Source organism: Pseudoalteromonas sp. LC2018020214 (genome assembly GCF_016598755.1).
Classification (GTDB): domain Bacteria; phylum Pseudomonadota; class Gammaproteobacteria; order Enterobacterales; family Alteromonadaceae; genus Pseudoalteromonas; species Pseudoalteromonas distincta.
In genome coordinates, this window is the sequence record NZ_CP066804.1 from 435,298 (window position 1) to 453,925 (window position 18,628).

Here is an 18,628-nt window from a genome sequence, read left to right on the forward strand (position 1 = left end):
TTATTTATGTCCGTATTAACTTCATTACAGTAACTAAGCCATCTTTTTTAATAACTGAATCAATGCAAAGGCCTGCTTTTTTAAATAGCGCTTCAAATTGGCTTTGCGTCCTTTCTTGTCCACCTGTCACTGTGAGTAAATGTAAATCGCAGAGAGAGCCACCAAAACTGTACTCATTAAGTAGCATTTCAAACACATAAATTGCACCATTATTTTGTAATGTGTCCGCTGCATTTAAAAGAATTTGCAAAGCATCGGTATCGTTCCAGTCATGAAGCACACGCGCCAATATTATTTTGTCTACTTTAGTGGGCCATGTTTTAAAAAGGTCAAAGGCTATCTTATTACCGAAGTTACTAGAATCAACAACACCTTCAAGATCACCCAAAATCACATTTGAAGAGGGGAACTTATCAAGAACAAGCTGTGCTAATAAACCATTGCCTCCCGCAGCATCAAAAACAACATCGCCTCTTTCAATATCTAAATAACAAACAAGTTCTTTATAGTCTTTCAATGCGTAGCTGCGCAGCATATTGTGATGCCTTTCAGTATGTTCTTCTGACAAACTCACTTGTTTAAAAATGTCATTAGTTTTAATGTCTTCTTGCATTAATTGCGTGAGGTTATGCCATCTTTGCAGTAACTCGCCACGATACTCTACCGCAGCACTGGTAAGCGACATAGCATGGTTTGTATTTAAAAAAGCTCCTTTGGGTAATACATGCCAAATGTGTTGTTCACATTTTACCAACCCCAACTCACCTAGGGCATTAAGCAGGCGAGTTAACCGTTTTTCTAATGTGTTTGTTTGTATGGCTAATTGAGCTGTGTTGTTAGGTAAGTAGTCAAATACTTTTAAATCAGCGGCGGCCGCAATAGTAAAAGTTCGCCAGTAACCAACCATATCAGCAGATAAAGCTCCAAAGTCATCGTTATTTGCAGCTCTAAGCTCTCTAACCACATCGCCTTGTTCGTTAATTATTTGCAGTGCGCCAAAATGCGTTTCAACGCGAGAAAAACCATTATAAAACGGTTCAACACTTGTGTAGCGCTGTGCGTAAATAGGTTTGCCACTTTTACCAATGTGATGCCAACCATCATCGCTTTTGGCTCTTGCAAATCCCTTATGAAAAACATCCAAGTCTAAAAACCAGTATGAATGAATATACTGACCTTGCTTATCAATGTGCGTACTCAGGCCATTTTCAGCCTGAGCAACGGCAATACCTTCTCTAAAATCGCCACAGTACAACCACTTATTTTCATAAAGAGGCTGGCCTAATTTATCAATATGAAAGTAAAAGCCGTCTTTATCACATACAACAGCAATGTTTTGTTGATAATTACCAACAAAGGCATAACGCTGTGCATAAGCAGCAAAACCATTTGGCAATATATGAAACCAATCATGGTTTTCTACTACAGCGGCTAAGCCACAGTAAAAACCAAAAGTACGATTAAATTTGTGCGGGTAAATTGCTTCGCCTGTTTCGTTTATGTGCCACGCTTGGCTATTTAAACAAACAGGCGCAACTTGATAGGCGTTGTCTATGCCATGAAATGATAAAACTTCATCAAAGCGTGCAGGGTAAGCTGGGGTGCCATCATCAAGAGTGTGGTATCTACCATCATCCGAAACAGAGAGTTTAGTTACTATACTCATTACACGCGCCTCATAGTACACTGCTTACACAAAGGGTGATCTTGATATGTATTCATCAACTCAACATACTGCTCACTCTGTGCTAACTCTGAGAGTGACGACTCGGCAACCGAGCCAAATTCCCCTAATGATTTACGCTCTTGATCAGGCGCACAACACACATTAAAACGACCCGATGGATCAATCCAAATTTCTTTACCTAAAAACGGGCAGCGGCCATTTGGTGCTATATCGTCTAAATTATCTATGTGTAGCTCAGAAAAGTTATCCAGTTTAAAAGGTCTGATTGCGGTTTTATTATGTAATTCCACGCGCTCATGGCAATACTTAACTATTTGATTCCAACGCTCTGCAAATACAATATCGTTACGTAAATTTTCAGTCGCTATTTCATCAAAGTGCGCCCATAACTGGTGACCTTTTATACGGTCAAATCCTAGTGCAATAGCAAGGTCAACCATTTGAGGAATTTCCTCTAAGTTGCTGCGTAAGAACGTTAACTGCATTGTTATTGAACAATAATGACGCTCGGCCCAGTTGTCTCTAACAGCAATAAAGCGTTTTGCATTTTCAATATGTTCGCTTAATTGAGCACCAAGCATAATGTTACTGTGAGTGGCGTCGGTTGCCCCATTCCACGAAATTTTTACATCACTACCAATAGGCACAATACGATTAGCCCAGTATTCAACATTGTGGTGTTTATCGGGGCTTGGAAAGGTGCCATTAGTCGTTAAATTTAACGATAACCCCAACTCATGGCATAAATCTAAAAACACATCAAAATGCGGGTATAGTAAAGGTTCTCCCATTGTTGAGGGGATCACTTCTTTAATGCCCATTGCCGCCGCATCGCGGATCACCTGCTCAAGCATCACACTATCCATATTAGGGCGCAATCGTCCTTGCTGCTTACGCAATTTAGGGCTATCAGAATAAGGCGAATGATCTTCACACATAACACAGTTTAAATTACAGGTATCAGGGTTAGTGTCTAAGGTAATACGCCAAAAATCAATTTCCCTCACTGCATTAACTCCTTGTAGCAAGCCTCTAAATCAATAATATGCTGGTCTATACATGGAATTTCGCCATTGTCACTAAATGCATAACCCTTTTCACCAAGTTGTCTTGCATACTGTGGGTCATCAACAAACACCTGCATTTTTTCAGCTAGAGCATCAACATTTCTATGCTCATAGGTCAGGCCATTTACGCCATCTATAACGTACTCACCCATGCCGCCATCGTTAGCTGTAATCACAGGTACTCTAGACTGTTGCGCTTCATGTATCACAAGCGGAGAGTTCTCAACCCAAACTGAAGGCGTTACAATCGCATCGGTTTTGCTAAATACATCAACAGCAATGTGCTGGTTTTTATACTCTGGCATCCATTGAATACTGTTTTGTTTTTCTGGTGGTAATGTCGCCGCTATAGCACGCAATGCACGTGAATCTTGACCTCTATCTCGGCCCCAAATACGTAAAATGGCATCGCCTTTTATCTTGCCAAATGCCTCAATTAACTGGTGAATACCCTTAGCCGGAATATGCGTACCAATATAGCCAAAGGTAAAAGGTTCACCTTCATTACGTACACGGCCTAACATACGAGAACGATCAAAACCGTAATCTAAGTAAATGCTTTTATCGGTTGGTAAACCAAATTCTTTTTCGTATCGGTTTTTTAAATATTTTGCAGGAGAAATAAACAAGTCAACATGCTCAACAACCTCTTTTACGTGGCGCATCCTGCGTTCAACCCAGTTCTCCCAATAAGCAATGTCTTGGTCTAACTCTTCTTTATCACCCGAAAAGTAACGGGCATAACATTGTGTGGCACATTTTTTATTTTCTTGCCCATCACATGCAGCCCACAGATTATCGTCAGCAGAGTGCATTTGCATAAACTGCCCACGAGGGCACATTAACCAGTAATCGTGCAACGTATAAACAACAGGAATATTGCGCTTTTTGGCTTCAAACACCAAAGAGGTTGATAAATGATTCAAATGACCAATATGCACAATATCTGGGCAATACTCATCTAATAACTCAGCAAATTTTTGGTCAATAATCGCTAAACGATATCTATCTCTATGGCGTGGGTTATTAACAAGGTGTAATGCAATTTCAGGCACATCAGCATCGTGGCTAATTCTTATATCGCCATCTGGTCTAAATGCATCTTCTTCGCGGGTGAATACACGAACTTCATGCCCTTTTTTAACCAATCCATGACAAATAGTTTGAGAATAAACTTCAGAACCCGCGTTATACAACATAGGATAGCCATGTATTACTTTTAATATTTTCACGAATGCGCTCCTAATTTTAATTTTTTATTATATGCGTCAACTAACCTTGCAATCCCTTGTTCTGGCAAAACACTCGCGTGCCAACCTAGTAGCGATTTAGCACGAGACGGGTCACCAATAAAGCGAGCTACATCGTAAGCACGAGACGCAGCCTCAACAATAGTTGAAGAGCTATCGGCAGCCTTAATAGCCATTTGTGCCGCTTGTTTTAAGGTTGTGCCATATCCGGGTAATAAATGAATAGGTGGTAATTGTTTTTCACCTTCACTCAGCAATGTTATGGCTTTTACTAAACCCGCTACGGTGTCATCTACATGGGTAAAATCAAATAAATGCTCAAAGCCATCCACCCGTAAATCAACGCCTAAGGCGGCGTTTTTGCTAAATGCAGGTAATACTCTATCTTCATGATCAAGCGTGCAGCCATACACATTCGCTAACCTCACAATGGCGGTATTAATACCTGCACTTCGTGCGCTTAAAGCGGCATCTTCCATGTAAAGCTTAGAGCGGCCATAAATGTTAACGGGTACTAAAGGCATTGTTTCTGTGACGGGTAAAGTCTTTGGCTCGCCATAAACCTCGCGGCTACTGGCAACCAGTACCCAAGGTTTATGTGTACTATTTGCCGCTAATTTAAGAAGTTGTTCACTAGCCAATGCATTAGTTTGCCAGCACTTTTCAGGTTCGTTCTGCGCCCATACAACGCGTGAAACAGCCGCTAAATGTATTACTCCACAGCATTCATTTAATGCTTGGGTTAACTGCCATGTATTACAAATATCGCCTGTTCCATCAGCAATATCAAAACCAACTACTTCATAACCTAGTTGAGATAATAGGGGAGTTAAATGACGGCCAATCAATCCTAAGTGGCCTGTCATTAATATTTTATTCATTAATTCTTAATCCTTTACTGCCTAATTAATATTACTTGCCTGCTCATTGGCTGATTCTAGTGTACGACCTTGATGATCATGGAGTGTAATGCCTAGCTCTGTTTTCCAGTCAACCCAACCATTAGAACTGGCTAATAGCAATAACATCGAAGCACCACTCGGTGTAGGGAATAAATAATCACGTTGAAATACAAAGCGGCCGTTTTTCTCTGCTATAACGCCTTTGGTTAATAACTGGTCACGCTTATCATAAAACCGTTGTTCAGTTTTGCGCTTGGTGGTCATCGGAGCGGAAGAACCTTTTAGTACTACCATACCCTCGTTGGTGTAAATGCCTTTGGCATCAACGCCAGTTCGACTGCATAAAAAAACTTGTTCGGCTTTGGTAGGTGATGCCTCTGTTAGTGGTTCAAAAATGGGGTAGCCAAGGGTGGCTAACAACAAGCTACCAATTTCATGAATTTCATCACAATCGGCTTTAAGCGGAATAGGTGTGTAAGGCTTTTGCCCACCGTTACCATTAAGCAGTTCGTAGCGTTGGCAGTGTTTGGCTTTTTCTATCGACAGTGATTCTAAATACAGCACATGGGTTTGCGTTAAGTTATTGGTGAGCGACACTAATACAAGTGCACGCTCCCAATCTTTCTTTTCGTCTTTGTAATGCTGCATCAATCGGCTACCCACATCGCCCGACTGACCAATATATAGCTCGTCATTATCTGTATAAGTGTTATCGCCCGACACTAAAAAATACAAACCCACTTGCTTGGCTTCTGGCATTTTTACAAATTCAGCAATATCACTACGAGGCACTTCAATTAAGCGAATAATAGACGTGGTTTGTTCTGCAATGCGAATACCCGCAGGATCGCCTGTAGGTAAGAAAATTTGAATGGTGCGAGGTCGCTTTTGCGTGATCATGCTACCTCCTTGTCGTCCACTTTGACTCTACGCTTGCCTGTTAACAATTGCTGCATTAGCGCTTTTTTCTCTTTTTTTAAGTCAGCAAGTTGTTGTTCTAATAGCTCGATTTCTTGGTCAGCGTTATTAAGAACAGATGCAATTTTTTGTTGTTCATCAATAATAGGCACTCTAAACTTCATACTTTCAAAGGCACTTTTTGACAACTCTAAAAATGTTGAACCACTTGCTTTGCTTACTAGCTTATATTTTTGATATGTCAGTAGATAAAACAAGAATTCAATGTTTGTTTTCTTATTAGGAATGATATTTTTAAAACCTTGATTTGTGCACATTTCATGAGCGGTAATAGCCATTTCACCTATAGTGGCACGAGTACATACCAACAAAGAGCCTTTTGGTACAAGTTTGGCTGAACTGTTTTTAAGCCCTTCATATGAAATTTTCCTCACGCTAGATTTGATATAAACACTATCTTGTTTTGTTATATCAGTCGGTGTAATCCAATCTATGCCGCCATCCCAATATGCTTTATTTGTGGTACTTGGTGTACCACCTGAATAAATTGTTCCAAGGTCACCAACCGCTATTTCTTCCCACTCACCCTCAAACGGTTTACCAGAATCATCAAGTAGTCGCTTTTTGCCAGTGAGCAGTTGTTGCATGAGGGCTTTTTTCTGCTGTTTACTGTTGTCGATTAGGCGCTCGGTAGCGCTAATCGCTTTATCCCAAGTGGAGAGGATTTTGGCGATTTTGCGTTGTTCTGAAAGAGGTGCTAGCGGGAACTCAATCGAGTAAAAGTCTTTGTGATTCAAATCAGGTATTGTGCTTGCACCAGCTTTAGTTAAAATTAGATGTTGGACTCTATTTGAACGTAAGTAGTTGACTAAAAAATTTCTATCTACTTGTTGTCTGTCAAAATCCATTAAGAAAAAGTTATTATGGAAGGCTCCCTCGACATCTGTGACTACGATTCCTGTATTACCAGTTCGGGTCATCAGAACATCTTCTTTGGAGCAAGTAACTCTTTTGGTAGGAGCTTCTACGTATTCTCTAACCTGTTCAGTTTTTTTGATAGATTGAATAGTAATATATTCTTTCGACGTTTTTGTCGGTACTTTTAAACGTTTCGATATGGAAATTTGCAGACCTTGTCGAACACTCATAACATCAGAAAACTTGACTCTACTCCAGCCAGTAGGGATTTCACCTAACTGCGATGGTAAAAATTTATTAGGCACCATAACCCAGCTCCTTCAAATAGCCTTCCATCTCTGCTTCAAGGGTTTGCAGTTCATTTTTAAGTTGAACACGCTCTGTTCGTACTGCCACTAAATCAATTTCTGCTTCTTCTTCAAAGGTATCAACGTAACGTGGAATGTTGAGGTTAAAGTCGTTTTCGGCAATTTCATCAAAGCTGGCAAGGTATGAATATTTATCGGTGGTTTCACGCGCTTTGTAGGTGTCGATAACTTTTTGAATGTTCTCAGGTGTTAACTGGTTTTGGTTTTTACCAGATTTGAACTCGCGGCTGGCATCAATAAATAGTACGTTGTTGTCGTTTTTTTGCTTTTTAAATATTAAAATGGCAGCGGGTATGCCTGTACCAAAAAATAGCTTTTCTGGCAGACCAATAACGGTATCTAGCAAGTTTTCTTCAATCAGTTGTTGGCGGATTTTGCCTTCTGATGAAGCTCTAAATAACACACCATGTGGCACTACAACCGCCATACGGCCAGTGTCTGGTTTTAGCGTTTCAACCATGTGACTAATAAACGCATAATCGCCTTTAGTTTTAGGCGGTACACCACGGCGGAAACGACCATAAGGATCACTACTGGCATCGTCATGCCCCCATTTATCGAGGCTGAACGGTGGGTTGGCTGTTACTACATCAAAGTGCAATAAGCCGTCGCCGCCTTTATCAAGTAGTAGTGGGTTGCGTATGGTGTCGCCCCATTCAATACGGTGGTTATCTTCACCGTGTAGGAACATGTTCATTTTGGCGAGTGCCCATGTAGAGCCAATGGCTTCTTGCCCAAATAATGCGTATTTTTTTGAGCCAGAGTTTTTACGCACCATCGCGCCACATTTTAATAGCAGCGAGCCACTGCCTGTACATGGATCGCATATTTGGTCGCCCTCTACAGGCTCTAAAACGGTTGCTAAAAGAGTTGAGACCTCTGGTGGGGTATAGTATTCGCCAGCGGTAGCACCACTGCCAGCGGCAAAGTGTTTAATAAGGTATTCATAGGCGTTACCGATAATATCTAAACTGCCTACACGCTCTGTGCTTAGGTTTAAAATGTCTTTACCAAAGTCTTCTAACAAGTGGCGCAATAAATCGTTCTTTTGTTTTTCTTGACCTAAGCGGTCGGTGTTAAAGCTTATGTCTTGGAATACGTTTTTAAGCTTGCTGCCGTTGGCTTCTTCTAGTGCGTGTAGGGCTTTATCGATACGCTCACCGTTACCTGCTTCATAACGTTTTTCGTATAAATCCCAAAAGCTCGCGCCTTCAGGTAATACAAAGCGCTGCTTCGACATCATGGCGTGAATTAAATCTGGGTTATCGCCATACTGAGTAATAAGCTTGTTGTATTCGTCTTTGTATACATCAGAGATGTATTTTAAAAACAACATAGTGAGGATGAAGTCTTTATAAGTATCGGCACTAATAACACCACGAAAGGTGTCGCAGGCATTCCACACCGCTTTGTTAATATCGTCCTGATTGATTTGATTTATAGTTGTTGCCATAGTTATCTAATACCTTAATTTAGTTAATCATAAACGTCTTAATTCAGTAAATTTAATGCAATTGCATCTTGTTCTTTTTTATCGCATTCAATAAGTTGTTGTAGTTTTGTTTGTTTTTCAATAGCGCAGTTATGCATATTAGATATCAATTTTTGTTCATTAATATCTAATAATTTGATGGGCACGTTTTCTAAAACTTGCCTACGTATAATTAAATGCAGTGAACCTTCAGCTGTAATACTGAAATAGCGTTGGGCAGGAATTTGATTTAACTGCCAACAAATAAACTCCGGTTTAACTTTATCCTGATACTCAGGCTTTATCCGAATCATAAAAAAATGTGGGGTACAGACGGTTTTGCTTGGCAAATTATCTACCAAAGCAGAAAAATGTTTTACGCCTTTTGCAATAAACAGTACATCACCAGAGCGTAGCCAGTTTGGGTTTTTTTTACCCGGAAGTGTTGTTTTAACCATTCCATTAATAGAAATCTGTCCTGTAGATTTTGCATCCCTAACTTGAACAACATGAACATCTCCTTGTTCTTCAGCAGTAATAGCCCCTCTAAAAGGGTAGCCTGAAAGCACGTCAGCAACCTCGTAAAGCATTGTAAACATTGGGTTGTAACCTTTTAAATAATATAAACCACTTATGTGATGCAAAAGCATGCATCAATTAGTTAAGTAAAAGCGATTTAACCATATTAATACAGAAAAAGATATTTGAAGTTTAAATTGCATTATGCCTATACTGCAATTGCGGTATGTCAATACTGCAATAAAATTTTAATGGGTTGTGTGGTTGTACTATTTTTACCCAAATCTCTTGTTTCAATAGGAAAAAAATTGGCTTACTTAAAAAAAACTAATAGTGCTGATGTAGGAGGTCTTTCAGAGGTCAGTGGGTTCCCATTAATTATTAACTCTGACTTCAGTGTCCATTGGATGTCGTTACACTATTTTTTAGAGCTGTTAAAACTAAATACTGTTTCATCAATTTCGACATATGCACTGCACATTTTAGATTTTATTAGCCAGTTAGAAGTTGAGAGAAAGCAAGTTCATGAAGTTACCGATGATTGGTTGGTGGCATATAAAAATGAAGTAATACAAAGGGGATACGAATCAAATAATACTGAAAACTATGCTTGTCAGTTATTAAGAAGTGTCGTGTCTTATTGTCATTGGTTAACAGATAATAATTTTGAGCCATATCTCTGCGGGACATCTAAATTGCATAAAGTACAAGTGACACTTACCAATAAAGGAAAGTTACAACATTCTACTTTCAAAAATAGAGCCAAAGATAAAAGGCCTATTATTGTGCCACGCAAAGACTGGATTGAAGTCATAAAAGCTTATGGACCAGTAAGGGTTGATTTGGCACAAAGGTTTGAGTTAATGATCGATTGGGCTTGTAATACAGGTTTAAGAGTACACGAAATATGTAATTTAACGATAGGACAACTACCTCTAAGAGAAACTGCAGAAAAAGCATTAGCTATAGGAAGAAATATACCCTTTGATCTAATTATAAATAAAAGCGGTAAGCCACAAAGGATTTTTTTGTCTCCAACATTAATTATCAAAACTTGGGATTACATTGAATTATATAGAGTTGTTATCATTGCCCAGCATAAAAAGAAGATAAAAAAAAAGTATAGTACTTTCCAGAGTCCTCAGGAAATATTTTTATCGAGTCAGACGGGCTCAAGTATAAATAGAAGATCTTTTTCTAACAGCATAAGGTCTGCTTTTTTGAAATCTGTAAATGCTGGTGAACTTACAGTTGATGAAAAAGTTTGGGCTCATGGGCTTAGGCATCATTTCGTAACGGTGCTACTTCAGGCCTTAGATGAGCATGGGCAAAAAAACCCTGAACAACTCGCAATTCAAAGTACTCGGCATAGCACAGTTGATTCGATGAAACCTTATTTAAGCGAACGATATAATAAAGGTTTTCAGTAATATGGCTAAAAAACTACTGAGGAGGAAGGTCGTAGTTCTTCCTGAAGCTTCAATACAGCATTTCGCAAGACCTATAGAATGGTGTCTTCACTTGGACTCAGGTGAACCTATTGATGCCAGTTACTTATCACACATTTATAAAGGCGAAATGGTTTTAGAGCAATTAGTAATTTATTTGCGGCCAAAAAGAGCCAAGAGAACTACAGCGAATAATATTTTACGATATTTAAAGTTTTTAGCATATTGCAATGGTGCTGTTGGCGCTAAATCACTTAGTGATTTTAAGATAGAGCTCAATACATCAAATACTTCGTCAGTTAATACTAAATCTCAAGTCTTTAGCTCGTGTAAAAACTTTGTAAGTTACATGATGTCTTCAGAAGCAATTCCAACAGAAGCACTGCCTAAAAACTTTATAAGCTCAGAAGCATCTGCGAAGCCTACTATTATGGCTCTTGCAGGTGAGGAAGTTAATAAGTATGCCTTGAGCCATCCAGATGAAATAGAATCTGTAATGCGGAAGTATTCTCTAGAGCGTTTAGAGGCTTCAGCACTTGCATATGGAAACTTTATCATTGGCCGTTATCACGAATTCTCATTAGGGAAAATTGAAAGTTGGTCCTCTGATTGTGGGATGGTTGATAAAATATTAGATTCAATATCAGTAAGAAAATTAAAGCAGCTTAAAACAATTGATAGTTTTAAAGAAGGCTCCAACGAATGGAGAGAAATTGGTGAAAATAAAAGAACGATTGAACTTGCATTTCAGATTTTATATTCAAAATTTGGGAGATTAATTCCCGGATCACCTTCATGGCCTTCTGGGATTTCGGATTTTTGCAAATCCCGAGGTTGGGGCTCACAACGTATCCAGTCAGCATTTTTTACTAGCGCTTATAATTTACAATACTTTTTAGTAGCAGCTTTATCACATAAAACTCTTGCCCCTAATGTTGATAGCGTTGCATTTTACAGTTATTTAGACACTGTAAAACCAGCTACTGATAGAGGAAAAGTTAATATCCACTTTGGGAAAAAGAGAGGCGCTTCGATCAATAAAGTTTTATCTAGAAAAGATCATCTATGCAGAGTTCTTTTTGCGTATCAGGAACGATTAAAGAGGTTATTACAAGAAGTACCTAATGGTGATTTGTGGTTGAATAAAGAGCAATGTGAGTTGTTTATTCACTATACAAAGGCACCCAAAGCAGGTGCTCATACTATTAGAACTTTCGATAGGTCAAGTACTTCAGATATGGTCAGAAGAGTTACTAAAGAACTAGCAAAAGAATCTCCAGAGTTTTTAATCTTTGTCAAAAAACTAACTGGTGAATGCTTTAGGCCAACGATTGCTGCAATTGAAATGTTATCAGGGAGTTCTTTAGGGGAGTTAAGTAAAACATTAAATCATAAGAACCTTTCCACTACGGATAGCTATGGCATTAGAGTAGAAACTCAGGCTTTGTTAAGTGAGAAATTGAAAAATTTCCAAACCTTCTTATTGAAAAGTAGAAGTCCAGAGCTTCCTGATACAGGAAATGGTTATCAATGTGGAAAAGTACAAAAACCAAAAGTTAAATGTGAAGGGCTTGATTTATGCTTTCAGTGTGACGCCAAAAAAGTTGTACTTAAAGACCTAAAGTTGATTGCCGAATGGATAGCATATTCAGATTTTATAAAAGCGAATGAACTCCGATTAAAATTTAATAACCCGCAGCGTTGGGAAAGCTATTGGGTGTATAGGTTAGTTGAATATGAGGACTTACTCTCGAAGTGTACAAAAGCGGAGTTACGATTAGCGAAAGAAAGAGCTAAAACTATAATTTTACCTTTTATGGATTGAGTATGAAGCTATTAAAAAAGAATACAAGTGAACAATCGAATCAAGGATTTAATACTGGGGTAGAGTTAACTGGAAAGCTCAATTTTTGGTGGATAGAGAGTAATAACGAACATGTTTGGTATTTGAGAAAAGATAATCATACTGCACCATCTTCATTTACTCTCAATTGGGAGCCTCAAACGTTTTTTGCAGCAGGGCAGGATATTTCTAGTTGGTTCTATTGGAAATTATACGCTCAGAAATTAGTTATAACCATTATGGAATCAGATAAAACAAATGATCTTAAGCCCATCACACTATGTACCTATGGACGGCAGGTACGTGAGATATGCGAGTATTTTTGTTTTGTAAATAGGTTACATAACATTCAAGATGTAAAGAAAGTCCATGTTGAGAGCTATGAGCAGTACATTTTAGGTTTAAAAATTAACTCTTCATCAATTGAAACTAAGCTTTATATTTTAAACTTAATGTGGATTCTGAATGAAGATGTTGGCACTGGATTAAATTTTCTTCCCTATCATGCTGGCACAATAAAAAAAATTAGTAAAAAACTAGGAAAGAGGGGGAAACATACCGAGACAATTCCACCCAAGGAATTTTTTCGAATATTGGATTGTTCAATATCAGAAGTTGAAAACTCTAAACCTTGGTTATTAAAGCTAGATTCGTATATTCAAATGAAGGCTAAATATCCAAATAAAGTGTCTAGAGCTTATATGAAGAGATATAGCGAATCATCTAATATTCTTTTAAAAAAAATAGAAGTTATTTATGCATCTGCAATTGTAGTCCTTTTCTCATTGACTGCTATGCGCAAGCATGAAGCCACAGTATTAAGGTATGACGATGTATTGTATATGCTGGAAAATGATTCTGATCTAGTTGGCAGAGTCCATAAAACATCTAAAACAGAAACTGGCAAAGAAACGAAAAGACCCCTTCCGGAAGAAGGAAGAAATGCTCTCCATGTTATTTGTGAGCTTTCAAAATATACAAGAGCTAAAGATCAGGATGATGAAAGGCTTCTTCTAAGACTTCCCTATAAACATAGTGTCTCTCCACTAAATAATTCACATAATTATCTAACTACCAATGTTCTGTATAAATTGTACGACAATTTAGTAAATCACCTTGGTCTTGATTATAAACTTAGGCCCCACATGCTTCGAAAAGCATTCGCTATGATTTGGTGTTGGAGATATGAGATTGGGGATCTCGAATATCTATCTAAATTTCTTTTTCATAATAGCTATGAATTTACAAAAGCATACATTGAGGATGCTGACACGTATAAATTCTTACCTGAGCAGACTCAGCAATACACTCATGAAATTTTTGAACAAGCTTTATCTGGTAAAACTATAATTAAAGGCGCAGCTGGAAAATTGATAAGTAAATATCAACAGTTATTAGCTCATAAAGTTCAAGTGTTAGATGCAAACACCCTCGACATATTTATAAAAAAACTCCTGAGTAAATTCAATTACCAAGTTACACCTAATGCTGATGGATATTGTTTTATGAGTGACAGCCGTAGTTCGAGAGCTAAGTGTTCGACAAATGGTAGAGATGCAGATTATACAAATCGTAGCGAAAAGCATTGCTTCACATGCCAAAATTTTGGAGTGTCGGAAGCTAATGTTAGTTATTGGGAAAGAAGAAAAGAGGCCCACCTAAACGTGAGTAAAAATACTAAAGATCAATTATTATTCAAAGCTGCTTCTGAAGGCGTTAAAAGGGCTGAAAGTGTAATTAAAATGTTTGAGGTTCAATAATATGAAAAGAGCTAGCTCAGAGGAATTCAAAATTGCGATCCGAGAATCTATATCTGGCTTAATCGCAAAGGGAGAAGTAATTACAAAAACGGCAGTAATTAGTAACGCAAAGCTAAATAACGGCTCACATGTTGGTAAAAGTACACTTTATAAAAAAAATAGTTCAAATGAATTTGTGCATGCAGCCTTATTGCAGGAGATAGATGTTGCGATTGCATCACAAAAAAAAAGCTTAGGAAAGCCTTCCTATAATGATAAAATTTCTGATCTAAAGAATGAAATAGCTAAACTCAATAAAGAAAATAAGAGATTGGTCGATCAAGTTGTATCTCAAGAAAGCAGAATAATATCATCTCTTAGGCAAAGTGATTTGGAAAGCGAGATGGTAAGCTCGTTTGAAGGTGAGGTTTTTGTTCTTCAAAGTATATTAACGAGATTGAATCCAAGATACAAAGGTTTTATTGGCTCTATACAAAGTTATGAATTGAAGTTTCGTAGTACCCACCACTTATCTTATTTAAGTCAGAGGATTGATAGAGTCGTTGCGGACATTAAACACTATACTATTTTCCCTAATCTAGTAGATAAATAGTATAGTGCAAGCAGTAGTATAGTAAGAGTAGTGGTATAATCGCTGCATACATTGAATTTAAAAGGTTGAGGAGAAGTATATGAGTCGTGGGGTGAACAAAGTAATTTTGGTTGGTAATTTAGGGCAAGATCCTGAAGTTCGTTATATGCCTAACGGCAACGGTGTAGCAAATATTACCCTAGCAACTTCGGATAGCTATAAAGATAAGAACACTGGCCAAATGGTTGATAAAACTGAGTGGCACCGTGTTGTATTTTTTGGCAAGTTAGCTGAAATTGTTGGTGAATATTGTCGTAAAGGTTCACAAATTTATGTTGAAGGTAAACTTCAAACACGTAAGTGGACCGATCAACAAGGCCAAGAAAAGTACACTACAGAAATAGTCGTAGATGGCTTTACTGGTCAAATGCAAATGTTGGGCGCACGTGGTGGCGATCAACAAAGTGGTGGTTACCAAGGTAATCAATCACAAGGTGGGCAACAAGGTGGTGGTTACCAAGGTAATCAAGCGCAAAGTGCTCAACAAAGCGGTGGTTACGGCCAAAATAATCAAGGCCAAAATAACCAGCAACAAGGTGGTTATGCTCCACAACAGCAAGCAGCACCTGCAGCGCAACCTCAGTCAGCGCCAGCACCACAACAAAATAATCAATACCAACAACCGCAAGGCGGCTTTGCACCACAACAAAATAGTGCACCGCAGCAGCAAGGTGGTTTCGCTCCTAAACCACAAAGTGCTCCGCAAGGTGGTGCATCAAACCCAATGGAACCAACCATTGATTTTGATGACGATATCCCGTTTTAGTGTCCCAACCTTTACAGTGTAAAGATAATTAGATTCTTTACACTTTTTACTCTAAACCCAGTATTCGTACTGGGTTTTTTATGCGTATTGCGCTGTGATGATAATCAAAAAACTATCAATATAAGACCTCATTAGGCTGTAAAGTGAAATAGTATTGTTGGTAATGTTAAATTACAGTAAATTTTATCTTGTATTTAATTGATATATATATCGTTAACACTTACCATTAAACTACTTTCCCCTGATTACACAATGAGAAACATGAAAACTAATATCTTATTTTTATTTCTTGTTTTTCAATTCTTGAGCCCTAGTTCACACGCTCAAACTCCTTCAAATGTTACTCATATTTTATTTATAAATTCAACAAATCAAGATATGCCTTGGTATAAAAGTGTTGAGCTTGGACTGCGTACAGAGCTTACAAAACGTTCTTTTAGTTATGAACTATTTGTCGAAAATATGGATGTAAATCGCTTTGATGAAGTTAATCAAAAACAGTTAATGAAAGACTACCTCAAACAAAAATATAAAAATAAGCACATCGATATCATCGTTACTCAGTCGCCATCTGCAGCGACGTTACTATCTCAATTAGATGATTTTTTTATAAATGCTCCACGAATATACTTAGAGCCAGGCGCCCAGTTTAATCTACCAAAAAAGACCAGCGGAGCTGTGATCCAAGCTAAATTAGATTATGCGCAAGCAACAGCAAATGCTGTTAATTTAATGAAGCCTAAAAAATTGATCGTGATTTTAGATACAAAAAACGATATTGGTATGAGCTTTCATCGAGGACTATTTTCGGTTATTAACCGTGATTTTTCGTATTTAAATGTAGAAAAGTGGTTTGATCTTCCATTACCAGAATTACTCACCAGAGTAAGAAATGCCCCAGCAGATTCAATTATTTTATTTACCCCCATTTTTAGGCGTTACGATAATAAATCACTTAGCCCTTATCAGCTAGTAGAGCGATTAACTGAAGAAAGTCCGGCGCCAGTGTTTAGCTATTGGGAAGTACTATTAGGCTCGGGTGTTGTTGGTGGGTATGTTCTGTCGGGTGAAAAAATAGGTAAACGTATTGCCGATTCAATAGTTTTTTATAATGAAAATAAAGCTTTAAATGAAATTAGTGGCGAAGGGCTTAGTACATACTCATATGATTGGCGACAATTAAGTAAGTTTAATATTGCTCCGCAGAGCTTGCCGGAAGAGTCAATTATCTCTTATTACGAGCCAACTTACTTTGAGAAAAATAAAATATTAATTTACAGCGCTACTGTAATTATTTTTATTCTTAGCAGTTTTTTAGTTTTTGTTTTGTTTTTAAACCAACGCCGCATTCAACTTTTAAAAGAGCTTGATGAAGAAAAGCAAAGATTAGAGTCGCGCGTTGAAGAGCGCACTGAAGAGCTTTTGCACGCCAAGGAAGAAGCAGAGCATCTGACATCCGCTAAGTCTGAGTTTTTAGCAAATATGAGTCATGAAATTAGAACCCCTATGAGTGGGATTATTGGTTTGACTAATATTTTGCTCGAAAAAGGTTTACCTGGTGAGTATGAGTATTATTTAAATAAAATTAAATATTCCTCAGATCAACTTCTTGTGGTTATTAACGATATTTTAGACTTTTCAAAAATTGAGTCTGGAAACATTAATCTTGAAGAATTTCCTTTTTCTGTAAATTCGATTGTTGATTACATCAAAGCAACCTTCAATGAATTGGCCCAAAGTAAAGGGGTCACATTTGATATTGTCATTGATGAGGCAGTTAAACTGGACTTAATCGGCGATGTAGTGCGAATAAATCAGGTGCTGTTAAATTTATGCTCTAACGCAATTAAATTCACCCCTCACGGCACTGTATCGGTTTTAATTGAGTCAAGAAAGTTATTAGACGATCCGCAAAGTGTTTGCTTATATTTTACAGTTAAAGACTCAGGTATTGGCATCGCTGAGGATAATCTTACCAATTTATTTGAATCATTTACTCAGGCAGATAGTTCTACAACTAGGAAGTTTGGTGGTACAGGGTTAGGTTTAACTATTAGTAAGCGTTTATGCCAATTGATGGGTGGTGATATAACGGTACACAGCACTCAAGGTGTGGGTAGTGAGTTTGTAGCTTCGGTGGAAGTTAAATTGAACAACCAAGCGTTGATTGATGATACGCCTAACCTAATCTTTACTGATCCGTTTGATGTATTAATTATAGATGATAATGAAGAGGACCTTAAAGTAATTGAAAATCAGCTTACAGCTATGGGTTTAGCATGTACTGCGTGCTCGTCTGCTAAGCAAGCTATTGATATTATTGAACAGAATAAAGAAAAATTTAAAGTCATTATTGTCGATTGGATAATGCCAGCGATGAGTAGTGAAACATTTTTAACGCGTATTTATAATATTAATCCCCAGCTTTGCAATAATATAATTGTACTTACAAGGGATCATGAGGTTTTACTTAATGATGTGGCTAACAAAATAAATATAAACACAATTTTGCAAAAACCTGTTTATTCGAGTGTCTTGTATAAGGAGGTGAGCAGTAGAGTGTTAGGTTTTTTTAATGAAGTGCCTAAAGTAAATACTGTGAGTGAACAGTCGCTGGCGGGTATTAAAGTATTAGTTGTGGAAGACAATTCAATCAATCGGCTAATAGTTACCAACATACTAGAAAATAGCGGCGCTCAGGTTTACTTAGTTGATAATGGATTAGAGTGCATCCAAACAGTAAAATTAGAGCCGTTTGATATAATTTTAATGGATATTCATATGCCTATCATGGACGGTGTTGAGGCGACTCAAATTATTCGTAATGATAGTGATGAAACTATCGCAAATATTCCAATAATTGCCTTAACAGCTAATGTTATGAAAAATGATATTACACGATACTTATCTATTGGCATGAATGCTCATGTTGCAAAACCCATTAAAACACAAAAACTACGTGAAACTATAATTCGCTGTTTAAATAAATAGTTGCGCTAGACATATAATTTAATATTTTTATCAAATACCTACCGCAATCCCTTCCATTGGCTTGAGCCGATTTTTTAATAACTTAAAAA

At 37.7% G+C, this 18,628-nt stretch carries 14 protein-coding genes; 6 read left to right on the plus strand and 8 right to left on the minus strand.

Annotated features, from left to right (window positions below):
- Positions 1-4: 4 nt before the first annotated feature.
- The 8 genes from JG479_RS01945 to JG479_RS01980 are packed head-to-tail and all read right to left on the minus strand — an operon-like array spanning position 5 to position 9,180.
- The gene (locus JG479_RS01945) at positions 5-1,666 is read right to left on the minus strand and encodes a methyltransferase (RefSeq protein WP_200219812.1); all 1,662 of its coding nucleotides are present in this window, start codon (positions 1,664-1,666) and stop codon (positions 5-7) included.
- Positions 1,666-2,694, minus strand: a complete 1,029-nt coding sequence (locus tag JG479_RS01950) for a radical SAM protein (RefSeq protein ID WP_200219813.1) — start codon at positions 2,692-2,694, stop codon at positions 1,666-1,668. Before JG479_RS01950 ends, JG479_RS01945 begins: the two co-directional genes overlap by 1 nt.
- A complete protein-coding gene (locus JG479_RS01955) occupies positions 2,691-3,986 on the minus strand; it encodes a glycosyltransferase (protein ID WP_200219814.1) in 1,296 nt (431 codons plus the stop codon). The genes JG479_RS01950 and JG479_RS01955 overlap by 4 nt, the downstream gene beginning before the upstream one ends.
- Positions 3,983-4,885, minus strand: coding sequence for an NAD-dependent epimerase/dehydratase family protein (locus JG479_RS01960; RefSeq protein ID WP_200219815.1), 903 nt, complete (start codon positions 4,883-4,885; stop codon positions 3,983-3,985). The genes JG479_RS01955 and JG479_RS01960 overlap by 4 nt, the downstream gene beginning before the upstream one ends.
- 21 nt (positions 4,886-4,906) lie before the next feature.
- Positions 4,907-5,806, minus strand: a complete 900-nt coding sequence (locus JG479_RS01965) for a GIY-YIG nuclease family protein (RefSeq protein ID WP_200219816.1) — start codon at positions 5,804-5,806, stop codon at positions 4,907-4,909.
- Positions 5,803-7,050, minus strand: a complete 1,248-nt coding sequence (locus JG479_RS01970) for a restriction endonuclease subunit S (RefSeq protein WP_200219817.1) — start codon at positions 7,048-7,050, stop codon at positions 5,803-5,805. Before JG479_RS01970 ends, JG479_RS01965 begins: the two co-directional genes overlap by 4 nt.
- Positions 7,040-8,563, minus strand: a complete 1,524-nt coding sequence (locus tag JG479_RS01975; RefSeq protein ID WP_200219818.1) for a type I restriction-modification system subunit M — start codon at positions 8,561-8,563, stop codon at positions 7,040-7,042. Before JG479_RS01975 ends, JG479_RS01970 begins: the two co-directional genes overlap by 11 nt.
- A gap of 38 nt (positions 8,564-8,601) precedes the next feature.
- Positions 8,602-9,180, minus strand: a complete 579-nt coding sequence (locus tag JG479_RS01980) for a restriction endonuclease subunit S (RefSeq protein WP_200219819.1) — start codon at positions 9,178-9,180, stop codon at positions 8,602-8,604.
- Positions 9,181-9,285: 105 nt separating this feature from the next.
- Between JG479_RS01980 and JG479_RS01985 the strand changes: the two genes are divergently transcribed.
- The 6 genes from JG479_RS01985 (at position 9,286) to JG479_RS02010 (ending at position 18,539) form a co-directional block, all read left to right on the plus strand.
- The gene (locus JG479_RS01985; protein ID WP_200219820.1) at positions 9,286-10,530 is read left to right on the plus strand and encodes a site-specific integrase; all 1,245 of its coding nucleotides are present in this window, start codon (positions 9,286-9,288) and stop codon (positions 10,528-10,530) included.
- Between the two features lies 1 nt (position 10,531).
- Positions 10,532-12,373, plus strand: coding sequence for a hypothetical protein (locus tag JG479_RS01990; protein WP_200219821.1), 1,842 nt, complete (start codon positions 10,532-10,534; stop codon positions 12,371-12,373).
- A 2-nt stretch (positions 12,374-12,375) separates the two neighbouring features.
- The gene (locus JG479_RS01995; protein ID WP_182694821.1) at positions 12,376-14,151 is read left to right on the plus strand and encodes a tyrosine-type recombinase/integrase; all 1,776 of its coding nucleotides are present in this window, start codon (positions 12,376-12,378) and stop codon (positions 14,149-14,151) included.
- Position 14,152: 1 nt separating this feature from the next.
- On the plus strand, positions 14,153-14,743 hold the full coding sequence (locus JG479_RS02000) for a hypothetical protein (protein ID WP_182694820.1): 591 nt from the start codon (positions 14,153-14,155) through the stop codon (positions 14,741-14,743).
- A gap of 79 nt (positions 14,744-14,822) precedes the next feature.
- Positions 14,823-15,548, plus strand: coding sequence for a single-stranded DNA-binding protein (ssb, locus tag JG479_RS02005; protein WP_200219822.1), 726 nt, complete (start codon positions 14,823-14,825; stop codon positions 15,546-15,548).
- A gap of 261 nt (positions 15,549-15,809) precedes the next feature.
- Complete coding sequence (locus JG479_RS02010; protein ID WP_200219823.1) at positions 15,810-18,539, plus strand: response regulator; 2,730 nt, start codon at positions 15,810-15,812, stop codon at positions 18,537-18,539.
- Positions 18,540-18,628: the final 89 nt, after the last annotated feature.

Excerpts from the sequence above, each read along its gene's own strand:
- JG479_RS01945 (WP_200219812.1), bottom strand. The coding sequence starts at position 1,666 with ATGAGTATAGTAACTAAACTCTCTGTTTCGGATGATGGTAGATACCAC.
- JG479_RS01960 (WP_200219815.1), bottom strand. The coding sequence starts at position 4,885 with ATGAATAAAATATTAATGACAGGCCACTTAGGATTGATTGGCCGTCAT.
- JG479_RS01965 (WP_200219816.1), bottom strand. The coding sequence starts at position 5,806 with ATGATCACGCAAAAGCGACCTCGCACCATTCAAATTTTCTTACCTACA.
- JG479_RS01970 (WP_200219817.1), bottom strand. The coding sequence starts at position 7,050 with ATGGTGCCTAATAAATTTTTACCATCGCAGTTAGGTGAAATCCCTACT.
- JG479_RS01975 (WP_200219818.1), bottom strand. The coding sequence starts at position 8,563 with ATGGCAACAACTATAAATCAAATCAATCAGGACGATATTAACAAAGCG.
- JG479_RS01980 (WP_200219819.1), bottom strand. The coding sequence starts at position 9,180 with ATGTTTACAATGCTTTACGAGGTTGCTGACGTGCTTTCAGGCTACCCT.
- JG479_RS01990 (WP_200219821.1), top strand. The coding sequence starts at position 10,532 with ATGGCTAAAAAACTACTGAGGAGGAAGGTCGTAGTTCTTCCTGAAGCT.
- JG479_RS01995 (WP_182694821.1), top strand. The coding sequence starts at position 12,376 with ATGAAGCTATTAAAAAAGAATACAAGTGAACAATCGAATCAAGGATTT.
- JG479_RS02000 (WP_182694820.1), top strand. The coding sequence starts at position 14,153 with ATGAAAAGAGCTAGCTCAGAGGAATTCAAAATTGCGATCCGAGAATCT.
- ssb (WP_200219822.1), top strand. The coding sequence starts at position 14,823 with ATGAGTCGTGGGGTGAACAAAGTAATTTTGGTTGGTAATTTAGGGCAA.
- JG479_RS02010 (WP_200219823.1), top strand. The coding sequence starts at position 15,810 with ATGAAAACTAATATCTTATTTTTATTTCTTGTTTTTCAATTCTTGAGC.